Raw genomic sequence first — 12,017 nt, forward strand, 5'->3', positions numbered from 1 at the left:
CCATGACGACCTGGACCGACTATCTCACCACCGATTCCCCGACCTCCCGCCGCCAGGCCAGGCTTGGCCAGCTCTACCGGCAATGGCTTGCCTTCAAGCGCAACCCGCTCGCGATCGCCGGTCTGGTCATCGTCGTGGCCTTGCTGCTGATCGCCGCCTTCGCGCCGTTGATCGCGCCGCATAACCCGCTCGCGCAAAATCTCGACAAGCGCCTGCTGCCGCCCTCGGCCGTCAATTTTTTCGGCACGGATTCGCTCGGTCGCGACATCTTCAGCCGCATCGTCTATGGCGCGCGCGTCACGCTGGTGATCGTGCTGCTGGTCGTCATCTCGGTCGGACCGGTCGGCCTCCTGATCGGTGCGACCTCGGGCTATCTCGGCGGCTGGGTCGACCGCCTGCTGATGCGCATCACCGACGTCTTCCTGGCCTTCCCGCGCCTCGTGCTGGCGCTGGCCTTCGTCGCCGCGCTCGGGCCGGGCCTGGAGAATGCCGTCATCGCCATCGCCATCACCGCCTGGCCGCCCTATGCCCGCGTCGCCCGCGCCGAGACGCTGATCATCCGCCAGCAGGATTATATCGCCGCCGTGCGCCTGCAGGGCGCCTCGCAATGGCGCATCGTCTGGAAGCATGTCGTGCCGCTCTGCCTGCCCTCATTGATCGTGCGCACCACGCTCGACATGGCCGGCATCATTCTGACCGCGGCCGGCCTCGGCTTCCTGGGCTTGGGCGCGCAGCCGCCGATCCCGGAATGGGGCGCGATGATCTCGGCCGGCCGCGAGCAGATCTTCGACCAATGGTGGGTCGCGACCTTCCCGGGTCTTGCCATCTGCGTCGTCGCGCTCGGCTTCAACCTGCTTGGCGACGGCCTGCGCGACGTCATGGACCAGAGGTGAGATGATGCGCGCCTTGACCACGCCCACCGAACAGCCGCTGCTCGAACTCGACAATCTCCGGGTCAATTTCCACACGCCGACCGGGATCGTGCGCGCCGTGCGCGGCCTCTCCTTCACGCTCGGCCGCGAGCGGCTCGGCATCGTCGGCGAATCCGGCTCCGGCAAGTCGATGACCGGGCGCGCCATCCTCGACCTCATCCCCTATCCCGGCGAGGTCCTGGCCGACCGCTTGGTCTATCGCGGCCAGGACCTGCTCACCATGGACAAGCGCACGCGGCGCAAGCTGCGCGGCCGCCATATCTCGATGGTGATGCAGGATCCGAAATTCTCGCTCAACCCGGTCCAGACAGTAGGCGAGCAGATCGCCGAGGCCTATCGCGTCCATCACAAGGCGAGCGCGCGTGAGGCCAGGGAGCGCAGCATCGCCATGCTGGAGGCCGTGCAGATCCGCGAGCCGGGGCGCGTCTACGAGCTCTACCCGCATGAGGTCTCCGGCGGCATGGGGCAGCGCGTGATGATCGCGATGATGCTGATCGCCGAGCCCGACATCCTGATCGCCGACGAGCCGACCTCGGCCCTCGACGTCACCGTCCAGCTCCAGATCCTCAAGATCCTCGACGATCTCGTCACCGAGCGCGGCATGGGGCTGATCTTCATCAGCCATGATCTGCATCTGGTGCAGTCCTTCTGCGACCGCGTCATCGTGATGTATGGCGGCAAGGCGATGGAGACGCTGCCGGCTGCCGAACTCGCTGACGAAGCTGCAAGGTCGCAGCGCCATCCCTATACGCTCGGCCTGCTCGGCTGCCTGCCGGACCTTGACCATCCCAAGGCGAAGCTCGCAACTCTCACTCGTGACCCGGCATGGCTGGCATGAGAGCGCTGATCGACATCATGTCCCCTTCAGCCCTCATCCTGAGGAGCGCTCCGCGGGAGCGCGTCTCGAAGGATGTTTCAGGAGGCGCCGGAGACCACTGGAGCATCCTTCGAGACGGCCCTTTGGGCCTCCTCAGGATGAGGGCTCGTGTGGGGGCAGGAGTATCGCGATGACCACACAACCTGCCATCGCCCTCGACAAGCTCAATGTCTCCTTCGGCGACGCCCATGTCGTGAAGGATCTCAGCTTCACGGTCCAACCCGGCGAGAGCTACGGCATCGTCGGTGAATCCGGCTCCGGCAAATCGACCGTGCTGCGCGTTCTCGCCGGGCTGAACCGCGACTGGAGCGGCGAGATCGCCATCCTCGGCAAGGCGCAGCCGAAGATCCGCGACAAGGCCTTCCATCGCCAGGTCCAGATGGTCTTCCAGGATCCCTACGGCTCGCTGCATCCCAAGAAGACGGTTGATGATGCGCTGGCCGAGCCGCTGACCATCCACGGCATCCGCGACGCCGAGGCCAGGATCGGCCGCGCCATGGCCGATGTCGGCCTGCCGCCCTCCTTCCGCTTCCGCTATCCGCACCAGCTTTCCGGCGGGCAGCGCCAGCGTGTCGCGATCGCGCGCGCGCTCGTACTGGAGCCGACGATCCTGCTGCTCGACGAGCCGACCTCGGCGCTCGATGTCTCGATCCAGGCCGAGGTCTTGAATCTGCTCCAGGCGCTGCGGCAGGAGCGCAAGCTTACCTATATCCTGGTCAGCCACGACCTCGCCGTCGTCGCCCATATGTGCGAGCGCCTGCTCGTCATGCAGTTCGGCCGAGGCGTCGAGGAGATGACGGCCGCAACGCTCGCCGCGCGTGCGCCCCAGACGGCTTATGCCCAGCAGCTCCTCACCGCCAGCGAAGGCTTCAAGCGCCAGGTCGCGACCATCCCCGCCTGAGGGCTCTCATCACAGAGTTAGAGCTGGATCGGTGCGAAAAACCGGTTCCCACTTTTCGCATCCTGCTCTAGCGGTCCTGGCGGGGCGGCGGCGCGCGGATCGCGTTTGGCAAAGCGACGCCGACGCCTCATTCTTGTCGCAGCCCGCATGCTCTAAACAGCGTGGAGCCGGTTAACAGGCCAAGACGGAGTCGACCCCCATGGATGCCATCGCCGATCGCGCGCTGAGGCCCGAGGCTGCGCCCGAGCGCACCCCGGTGCCGCCCTTCGATCTGGTGATCTTCGGAGCCGGCGGCGATCTCGCCCTGCGCAAGCTCTTTCCCGCGCTGGCGCAGCGCAACCGGGAAGGCGTGTTGCCGGAAGAGAGCCGCATCCTCGCCATCGTCCGCAAGCCGGAGGATCTCGAGGGACTGCCCAAGCAGGTCGCCAACCGCCTCAACGAGGAAGGCCTCGCGGCCGAGCAGGTCGCGGCCTTCCTGCGCCGTCTGACCGTGGTCCAGGCCGATGCGCTCAAGCCCGAGACCTTCGGCGCGCTGAAGACGGCGCTCGGCGAGACCGATCGCGTGCGCTCCTTCTATCTCTCGACGCCGCCGGAGCTCTTCATCCCGATCTGCCAGAATCTCGCCAAGGCCGATATCCTCACCCCGACCTCGCGCGTGATCCTGGAGAAGCCGCTGGGGCACGATCTCGCCTCGGCCCGCGAGATCAACGACGCCGTGGCGGCGATCCTGCCGGAAAGCCGGACCTACCGGATCGACCATTATCTCGGCAAGGAGACGGTGCAGAACCTCCTGGTGCTGCGCTTCGCCAACACGCTGTTCGAGCGCTCCTGGTCGAGCCGCGACATCGACAACGTCCAGATCACGGTGGCCGAGACCGTGGGCCTCGAAAGCCGTGCCGGCTATTACGACAAGGCCGGGCATATGCGCGACATGGTCCAGAACCATCTCATGCAGCTGCTCACCCTCTTCGCCATCGAGCCGCCCAACATGCTGGAGGCCGGAGCGGTCCGCGACGAGAAGATCAAGGTGCTGAAGGCGCTGCGCCCGATCGTCGGCCCCGACGTCCAGCGCTACACCGTGCGCGGCCAATACGGCCCGGGCCAGATGGATGGCCAGCGCGTGCGCGGCTATACCGACGAGCTCGGCTACGCCAGCAACACCGAGACCTTCGTGGCGATCCGCTGCGAGATCGACAATTGGCGCTGGGCCGGCGTGCCGATCTATCTGCGCACGGGCAAGCGCATGGCGCAGCGCTATTCCGAGATCGCCGTCACCTTCAAGCCCGTGCCGCATTCCATCTTCGGCGGCGGCAGCTGCGACCGGCTTGATGCCAACCGGCTCGTCATCAGGCTCCAGCCCAATGACGGCGTCCAGCTTCAGCTGATGATGAAGGTGCCGGGCTCGGGCCGCCTCAAGGTCGTACCGCGCCAACTCGACCTGCGCTATTCCACCGCCTTCGACGAGCGCACGCCCGATGCCTATGAGCGCCTGCTGACCGATGTCATCCGCGGCGACCAGACCCTGTTCATGCATCGCGACGAGGTCGAGCAGGCCTGGGCCTGGGTCGATCCGATCATCGCCGGCTGGCAGGATTACAGCCTGCATCCGCATCGCTATACCGCCGGCTCCTGGGGCCCCTCGCAGGCGATCGGCCTGATCGAGCGCGAAGGCCGCTCCTGGGCCGATCCGGACCTGATCTGATGATCACCTCCGGGCCGTTGATCTGGCATCGCTTCGAGACGCTGGCCGACGCCTCCGAGGCGCTGGCGGAAGCGGTTGCGGTGAGGCTGCGCGCCGTCATTGCCACACGCGGTTCCGCGCTTCTCGCCGTACCGGGCGGCACCACGCCGGCGCGTTTCCTGACGGCGCTCGGCGCGCATGACCTCGCCTGGGACAAGGTCACGCTGCTGCCGACCGATGAGCGCTTCGTCTCCGCCGACGATCCCGCCTCGAACGAGCGCATGATCCGCGCAGCCTTCGCTCCGCTGGGCGAGGGCAGGGCGCGCTTCCTCTCCTTTCATCGCTCCGCCGGCGACCTCGACGCCGCGGCGGGCGCCGTATCAGCGGAGCTTGCACGCCTGCCGGCGCTCGACATCCTGGTCAGCGGCATGGGAGCGGACGGCCATGTCGCCTCGCTCTTTCCAGGCGAGCCGGCGGCCGCGATGACCGGGCGTGGTCTGCATGCGGTCGCGGCCCATCCCGCCGGCCTGCCGGCGCGCATCTCGCTCTCGCCGGCGCGGCTTGCAGGCGCTGCCTGGGCGTCGCTTCTCGTCTCCGGTGCGGAGAAGGCGCAGGTCCTGACCACGGCGCAGGCTCTGCCCGGCGCTTATCCGGTCGGATTGCTGCTTGGCCGGCCGCAGGGGCTCGACGTCTACTGGGCGAAGGCCTAGAGGGCTTCTGAGCGAGCCCGAGCTTCACGGAGTGCCACCCATGTCGAATGAACCCGAAATCGCGCGGCTCGCCGCCTGCGGCGTCGTGCCGGTCGTGGTGATCGAGGACGCGCATCTCGCCGTGCCCTTGGCGCGCGCGCTGCTGGCGGGCGGCATCGACGTGATCGAGGTCACTTTGCGTCGTCCAGCCGCCCTGGCCGCGCTCGAGACGATCGCGCGCGAGGTGCCCGAAATCCTGGGCGTTGCCGGCACGGTGGTGACGCCGGCCCAGGTCACCGACGTCAAGGAAGCCGGCGCCCAGGCCGTGGTCAGCCCCGGCTTCAGCGAGGCGGTGGATGACGCCATGCGCGCGGCCGGCCTGCCCTGGCTGCCCGGCGTCGCAACGGCTTCCGACTGCATGCGCGCGGTTGCAGCCGGGCGATTGACCTGCAAGTTCTTCCCGGCCGAGCAGGCCGGCGGCACCTCGGCGCTCAAGGCGTTGTCGGGGCCGTTCCCGCAGATGAAATTCTGCCCGACCGGCGGCGTCGGCTTGAACAATCTCGCCGATTACCTGGCGCTGAAGCAGGTCATCTGCGTCGGCGGCTCCTGGCTCGTGCCGGCGGACGCGATCGTCAATCGCGACTGGGCGCGGGTGACGCAGCTCGCCAAAGAGGCGCGCGAGCGCGTCAAGGCGCTGCGGGGCTGACGCGGACTTACGTGCTCAAGGGTTGAGGACGGCAATATCGACGCCGGCTTTGCCGGCGACGCACGCGGTCGAGCAGACAGGGTTGTCGAAGCGCGAGAAGACCGAGCCGTCGATCATATGCCGGCAGGCTTGTGCCGCCGTCGTTGCCGCGAAGGCGGGGTCGGTCCGGTCTGAGGCCGGCAACGGGCTGCCATAGGTCGAGATATAGGCCATCGTCCCCGGGCGCAGGACGACCGGCATGACGGAGAGGGCGTCTGCGGTGACGCTGGCGAGATAGGCCACATCGCTGCTTCGATCCAGAACGGCGCAGATTCGTGGCGTGTCATGAGCGTCGAACTCCCTGTCGAGGCCGGCGAGGACAGCGGCGAGCGCATCCCTGACCGTGTTGCCTGCCTTGAGACGCTCGAAAATCGGCCTTGTCTGCGTGCCGTTGCTCGCCACGATATGATGCTCGTTCCAGAGCAGGCATTCATAGGCGATGTAGGGGCTGTCCGAGGTTGCATCGGCCGAGCCCGCGCGCGGCACGATTCGGACCGTGTCGCCGATACGCTCCGCGTTTCGGTTCGGGAAGGAGCGGCTGGATACGCGGTAGGCGACGGTGAGGTTTCCGTCAGCCGTTCGCCCGGCGCCGATGATCCGCCCGACATAGGAGGACGCGACCTGGCTCATGCCGCCAGCCTCTCCACCACCATCTCCGCGATCGCCAGCGAGCTCGTCAGCCCCGGGCTCTCGATACCGAGCAGGTTGACCAGATTGTCGACGCCATGGACCTGCGGCCCGTCGATGCGGAAATCCGGCATCGGTTCGCTCGCCGAATGCAGTTTGGGCCGGATGCCGGCATAGTCGGCGACGAGCGCGCCGTCCGCCAGGCCTGGCCAATAGGTCCGGATCGCGGCATAGAATTTTTCGGCACGCGCCGGGTCGACCACCAGGTCTTGATCATCCGCGACCCATTCGACATCGGGCCCGAACTTGACCCGCCCGGCCATGTCGATCGTGGCGTGGATGCCGAGGCCGGCCGCCTCCGGCACCGGATAGACCAGATGCGAGAAGGGCTGCTTTCCCGTGAGCGAGAAATAATTGCCCTTGGCGAAGTGCTGGACCGGCACATGTTCGGCGGGAAAGCCCTCGAGCTTGCCGAGCAGGCGCGGCGCGCCGTGCCCGGCCGAGTTGACGATCGTGCGGGCCGTATAGGTCGCGGGATCGTCGCCGCCGAAATCGACGCTGAAGCCTTCCGCCTCGCGCCGCCAGCCCAGAATCGGCGTGTTGAGCGCCAGCGAGCCGCCGGCCGCTTCGCATTCTCCGAGCAAGGACAGCATCAGGGCGTGGCTGTCGACGACGCCGGTCTCGGGCGAGAGCAGGGCGATCTCGCAGGTGACCTCCGGCTCCAGCGCCCTGGCCTCGCTCGCATCGACCCAGCGCACGGTCTCGACGCCCGAGGCCTTGGCCCGCGCCAGGATCGTCTCGAGCGCGGGGCGCTGGCTGGCCGAGGTCGCGACGATCAGCTTGCCGCAGGCCTTGTGCGGCAGGCCGCGCTCCGCGAGATAGGCGTAGAGGCGCTTGCGGCCCTCGACGCAGACGCGCGCTTTCAGCGAGCCCGGCGGGTAATAGATCCCGGCATGGATGACCTCGCTGTTGCGCGCCGAGGTCTGGGTGCCGATGCCCTCAGCCGCCTCCGCGATCACGACCTCGCGACCGGCGAGCGCAAGCGCCCGCGCGGCGGCGAGGCCGACGACGCCGGCCCCGATCACCAGGCAATCGATGTCGCTCATCGCAGGCTCAGGCGGCCCGCTGCGGCATCGAGATTTCGATCAGGCTCGCCCAATAGGTGACGCCGACCGGGATCGCCGTGTCGTTGAACTCATAGGCGGGGTGATGCAGCCCGGCGGAATCGCCGTTGCCGATATTGATGAAGGCACCCGGGCGCGCCTCCAGCATGTAGGAGAAATCCTCGGAGCCCATCGTCGGCGGCACTTCGGTGTCGATCGCATCCTTGCCGAAGACGTTCTTGGTCACGCTGGTGACGAAATCGGTCTGGCCGGGATGGTTGACGGTGACGGGATAGCCGAGATGGTATTCGAGGTCGTATTTCATGCCGAAGGCCTTCATCAGCCCATCGGTGATCTCGGTGACCCGCTTCTGCGCCAGCTCGCGCATCTCGCGCGTCAGTGTCCGGATCGAGCCCTTGATCTCGACCGTCTGCGGGATGACGTTGAAGGCCTCGCCGGCATTTACCGCCGTCACCGAGACGACGACGGAGTCGAGCGGGTCGGCATTGCGCGAGGAGATCGTCTGCAGCGCGGTCACCAACTGGCAGGCGGCCACGATCGGATCATTGACGCGGTGCGGCGCAGCAGCGTGTCCGCCCTTGCCCTCGATCTTGATGTGGATGCGGTCGGCGGCGGCCATGGTCGGCCCCTTGCGGATCTCGAATTGTCCGATCGCCAGCCCCGGCTTGTTGTGCATGCCGTAGACTTCCTGGATGCCGAAACGGTCCATCATGCCGTCGTCGATCATCGCCTTGGCGCCGGCGCCGCCCTCTTCGGCCGGCTGGAAGATCAGCACGGCGGTGCCGTCGAAATCGCGGGTGGCGGCGAGATATTTCGCGGCGCCGAGCAGCATGGCAGTGTGCCCGTCATGGCCGCAGGCATGCATCTTGCCCGGTACGGTCGAGCGGTGCTCGAGATTGGTCTCCTCATGGATCGGCAGCGCGTCCATGTCGGCGCGCATCGCGATGACCTTGCCCGAATTCTGGCCCTTGCCCTTGATCACGCCGACGACGCCGGTCTGGCCGACGCCGGTCACGACTTCGTCGGCTCCCCAGGCCTTGAGCTTTTCGGCGACGATGCCGGCGGTGCGGTGGACGTCGTATTGCAGCTCGGGATGACGGTGGAAATCGCGACGGATCGCACTGATCTCGGGGGTGAGCGCGGCGATGAGTTCGGATTTCGGCATCATATCCTCGAAAGGGTTGCGGGGCGCTTCGCAGGAAACGGGTGGCCCAGGCGCGCAAGCTAGCGCGGCTCGCCTGCCCCGTCCAAGCCGTTTGCGGCATGAGGGGGCGGAGGTGGCGGCATGGTGAATGCGCGAGCTGGATGCCGGCTCCTGCCATAGCCCCGCCGCCCGGATTCTGAAGTCGAAATCCCGCTGCCCGTAGCGCCGTCATGGCTATTTCCGAGCGAGACGCAATCCGCCGGAAGGCCACTGGAACGATCTGTTAAGATGAGCCTTGGGGGCTCAGCCATGATTTGGCCTTATCGGTAGAATAGGTCCGCAATCACATGCTCTGCCAGACCAGAATTTGGTGGCTTGAGCCTTCCTATCATCCCCAATTGTACCTGGTAGATTATGCGTCGTTTGATCTTGGCTGTGTCTCTCACAGCTTGCGTACCTGTGGCCGCCTGGGCCAACCTTCCCATCGAGAAAATTTCCTTCCAGCCGCAGGTCAAGGGGCTGGGCTGTCTCAAGCCCGAAACGCTGGCGATGATCAGCGAACTCGTGGCCAAGATCGGCCCGATTCAGATCACCTCGACCTGTGGCGGCCGTCATGCCCGCCACTCCCAGCATTACGGCGGCAAGGCCGTCGATTTCAGGCCGCTGGCGACCTCGACACGGGCTGCGGTCGCGGCAGCCAAGGCGCTGGAGAGCACCGGCGGTGTCGGCTCCTATCCGGGCGGACTCGTGCATGTCGATGTCGGGGATCGCGAGGCCTCGTGGTTCGGCCACAAGCGCGCAAGGCGACAATACGCGCAGCTGGCGCAGCGCCGGCGCTGAGACGGGGGCGCCGGCTTTCCGTCATTCTCGGATGTAGCGAAGCGAAGATCCGAGAATCTCATGACGAGAAGGCACTGGTTTCCAAGATGCTCGGGTCAAACCCGAGCATGACGTGGTCATCATCGAGCACTCCTCTCATCCCGGTTCCGGGCCGACATAGCGGGCGCGGGGGCGGATCAGGCGTCCGGTCTGGAATTGTTCGAGCGCATGGGCGATCCAGCCGGTGCAGCGCGCCGTCGCGAAGATCTGGAAAGGCGCGTCCTCGGGAAGCGCCAGCACGGAGGCCAGGGCCGTGAGCGCGAAGTCGATGTTCGGCAGCGCGCCGGTGATCGCCTCGATCGCGAGGCGGACCTCCTCATAATCGGCCGGCAGGGCGAACGCCGCCATCAGCGCCCGCGCCCGCGGGTCGCCCTCCGGATAGATCGGATGCCCGAAGCCTGGGATCGGCATGCCGAGCCTCAGGCGCGCGCGGATCGCGGGCTCGATGCCGTCGCGCCGGCATTCCCCGAGCAAGGCGCGCACACGCGGCGCCATGCCGCCATGCAGGGGGCCCGACAGTGCCGACAAACCGGCCAGGGCGCAGGCGGCGAGCGAGGCATGGGTCGAGGCGGTGACGCGGACGGCGAAGGTCGAGGCGTTCAATTCATGGTCGGCGAGCAGGACGAGGCTGCGGCGGATGAGATCGGCGCCGGTCGCGTCGCAGGCCCAGGCCGCCGCGAGGCGCTCATGGATCGGGCCATTGCCCGAGCTGCCGGCGACGGCGTCGACGAGCGCATCGAGCACGGCCGCCGCCTCGAAATAGAGCGATCTGGAGCTTCGCCCGCCAATGACCGGGTCGGTGGCGGCGCGGGCTGCGATCGCGGCGAACATGCGCTGATTGCCGCTGCCGGGCGCGATCGCGTTGCATTGCGTCGGGAAACGCGCATCGCCGCAGGCCCAGAGCAGGCGCGCGACATCCTCGAGCCGCGCCGTTTGCGCCAGGGCCTCGGCGTCCCGCCCGCGATACCAGAGGCGGCCATGGGCGATCGTCGTGATGCTCGAGGCCAGGACGGGCTCGCCCCAGGCGATCGTGTCCTCGGCGATCGCGGCATTGCGCCTCCCGCGCGCCTTGCGATGCTCCAGCCGGGAGACATCCGCCGCCCGATAGAGGCTGCGTCGCGGCTCTTCGGGGTCCGCTTTCGCCTCGATGCGGCCGCGGCTGACATAGGCATAGAGCGTCTGCGGTTTGAGCCGTAGACGGGTCATCACCTCCTGCGCCGTCAGCCAGTCATTCATCGCGATACATTGCATCTCGATATGTTGATTATATTGTTCAAGATTGATTATGCTGCATCGCAGCGCGATCCTCAAGGCCTTGTTGATGGAGGATCCGATGTCGGATGGACTTGATGATGTTGTCGCTGCGGAGACGATCCTGTCGGATGTCGATGGGGCTGCCGGCCGCCTGATCATTCGCGGCCATCTCCTCGACGACCTTGCCGGCCGCACCAGCTTCGCCGAGGCCGCCGAGCTTCTGCTGGACGGCTTCTTCGACGATTTGCCACGCGGCGCGGCTTTTGCTGCGGCGCTCGGCCGGAGCAGGCTGGAGGTCTTCAACGAGGTGGCGGGTCTCGATGCCGGGCTCGTGCGGCTAAGCCCTGTCGAAGCGATGCGCGCGCTGACGGCACGACTGGCGGATGGCGATGATGTCGCGACCGCGCTGCGGCTGATGGCGGCGCCGGCGGTCTTCACGCCCGCTGTCATCCGGATGCAGCGCCACCTGGCGCCGGTCGCACCCGATCCGGCGCTGCCCCATGCCGCCGATATCCTGCGGATGATGCGCGGCGAGGCCGTCGATCCGTCGCAGGCCGCCGCGCTCGATACCTATCTCGTGACGGTGTGCGATCATGGCCTCAACGCCTCGACCTTCGCGGCCCGTGTCGTCGCCTCGACGCGGGCCGGTTTGACCTCCGCCGTCCTGGCGGGAGTGAGCGCCCTGAAGGGGCCGCTGCATGGCGGGGCGCCGGGGCCGGTCATCGAGATGCTCGACGAGATCGGCGAGGCTGCCAACGCCCGGGCCTGGTTGGAGGCGGCGTTGCAGAGCGGCGACCGCTTGATGGGCTTCGGCCATCGTATCTATCGCGTGCGCGACCCGCGTGCCGATGCGCTGAAGCGGGCGATCCGCAGGCTCGATCCGAACTCCGGCCGCCTCGCTTATGCCGAGGCGGTCGAGACCGCGGCGCTCGCGATCCTGCGCGAACGCAAGCCCGCCCGCTCGCTGCAGACCAATGTCGAGTTCTACACGGCGCTCCTGCTGGAGGCCCTGGCCTTTCCCCCGGAGAGTTTCACCTGCGTCTTCGCCATGGGCCGCGTCATCGGCTGGATCGCCCATGCGCAGGAGCAGCTCGCGGGAGGACGGCTCATCCGCCCGAAATCGAGCTATATCGGCCCCGAGCCGAAGCAGGCTGCTTGAGGGGC

12 protein-coding genes are annotated in these 12,017 nt (G+C 67.3%); 8 read left to right on the top strand and 4 right to left on the bottom strand.

Annotated features, from left to right (window positions below; translation table 11 throughout):
• Nucleotides 1-2 precede the first annotated feature (2 nt).
• From nikC to eda, 6 genes are all read left to right on the top strand, one after another.
• Nucleotides 3-893 carry a nickel transporter permease gene (gene nikC / locus CYD53_RS18260; protein ID WP_103719519.1) on the top strand — a complete coding sequence of 297 codons (891 nt, stop codon included), beginning with the start codon at nt 3-5 and terminating at the stop codon, nt 891-893.
• A 13-nt stretch (nt 894-906) separates the two neighbouring features.
• Nucleotides 907-1,770, top strand: a complete 864-nt coding sequence (locus tag CYD53_RS18265) for an ABC transporter ATP-binding protein (RefSeq protein ID WP_245928308.1) — start codon at nt 907-909, stop codon at nt 1,768-1,770.
• A 169-nt stretch (nt 1,771-1,939) separates the two neighbouring features.
• Complete coding sequence (locus CYD53_RS18270) at nt 1,940-2,710, top strand: ABC transporter ATP-binding protein (RefSeq protein WP_103719520.1); 771 nt, start codon at nt 1,940-1,942, stop codon at nt 2,708-2,710.
• A gap of 199 nt (nt 2,711-2,909) precedes the next feature.
• On the top strand, nt 2,910-4,412 hold the full coding sequence (zwf, locus tag CYD53_RS18275; protein WP_103719521.1) for a glucose-6-phosphate dehydrogenase: 1,503 nt from the start codon (nt 2,910-2,912) through the stop codon (nt 4,410-4,412).
• Nucleotides 4,412-5,101: a 6-phosphogluconolactonase gene (locus CYD53_RS18280; RefSeq protein ID WP_103719522.1), complete on the top strand. Its 690-nt coding sequence runs from the start codon at nt 4,412-4,414 to the stop codon at nt 5,099-5,101. The genes zwf and CYD53_RS18280 overlap by 1 nt, the downstream gene beginning before the upstream one ends.
• Before the next feature lie 40 nt (nt 5,102-5,141).
• Entirely contained in the window at nt 5,142-5,786 is a 645-nt protein-coding gene (gene eda, locus CYD53_RS18285) for a bifunctional 4-hydroxy-2-oxoglutarate aldolase/2-dehydro-3-deoxy-phosphogluconate aldolase (RefSeq protein ID WP_103719523.1), read from the top strand.
• 15 nt (nt 5,787-5,801) lie between these two features.
• Here the strand turns inward: eda and CYD53_RS18290 are convergent, their stop codons facing one another.
• The 3 genes from CYD53_RS18290 to CYD53_RS18300 are packed head-to-tail and all read right to left on the bottom strand — an operon-like array spanning nt 5,802 to nt 8,741.
• Nucleotides 5,802-6,455 (bottom strand): IMP cyclohydrolase, encoded by a 654-nt coding sequence (locus CYD53_RS18290; protein ID WP_103719524.1) that lies wholly within the window; start codon nt 6,453-6,455, stop codon nt 5,802-5,804.
• Complete coding sequence (locus CYD53_RS18295; RefSeq protein ID WP_103719525.1) at nt 6,452-7,558, bottom strand: NAD(P)/FAD-dependent oxidoreductase; 1,107 nt, start codon at nt 7,556-7,558, stop codon at nt 6,452-6,454. The genes CYD53_RS18290 and CYD53_RS18295 overlap by 4 nt, the downstream gene beginning before the upstream one ends.
• A gap of 7 nt (nt 7,559-7,565) precedes the next feature.
• A complete protein-coding gene (locus CYD53_RS18300; protein WP_103719646.1) occupies nt 7,566-8,741 on the bottom strand; it encodes a M20 aminoacylase family protein in 1,176 nt (391 codons plus the stop codon).
• Between the two features lie 414 nt (nt 8,742-9,155).
• Between CYD53_RS18300 and CYD53_RS18305 the strand changes: the two genes are divergently transcribed.
• Nucleotides 9,156-9,560: a peptidoglycan L,D-endopeptidase MepK gene (locus CYD53_RS18305; protein WP_181011928.1), complete on the top strand. Its 405-nt coding sequence runs from the start codon at nt 9,156-9,158 to the stop codon at nt 9,558-9,560.
• A gap of 135 nt (nt 9,561-9,695) precedes the next feature.
• On the opposite strand, the gene CYD53_RS18310 is transcribed toward CYD53_RS18305, so the two are convergent.
• Nucleotides 9,696-10,805 carry a citrate synthase gene (locus tag CYD53_RS18310; RefSeq protein WP_245928309.1) on the bottom strand — a complete coding sequence of 370 codons (1,110 nt, stop codon included), beginning with the start codon at nt 10,803-10,805 and terminating at the stop codon, nt 9,696-9,698.
• Nucleotides 10,806-10,932: 127 nt separating this feature from the next.
• On the opposite strand from CYD53_RS18310, the gene CYD53_RS18315 reads away from it, so the two are divergent.
• Entirely contained in the window at nt 10,933-12,012 is a 1,080-nt protein-coding gene (locus CYD53_RS18315; RefSeq protein WP_103719648.1) for a citrate synthase/methylcitrate synthase, read from the top strand.
• Nucleotides 12,013-12,017: the final 5 nt, after the last annotated feature.

This window comes from Allobosea psychrotolerans (assembly GCF_002917105.1).
GTDB lineage: Bacteria > Pseudomonadota > Alphaproteobacteria > Rhizobiales > Beijerinckiaceae > Allobosea > Allobosea psychrotolerans.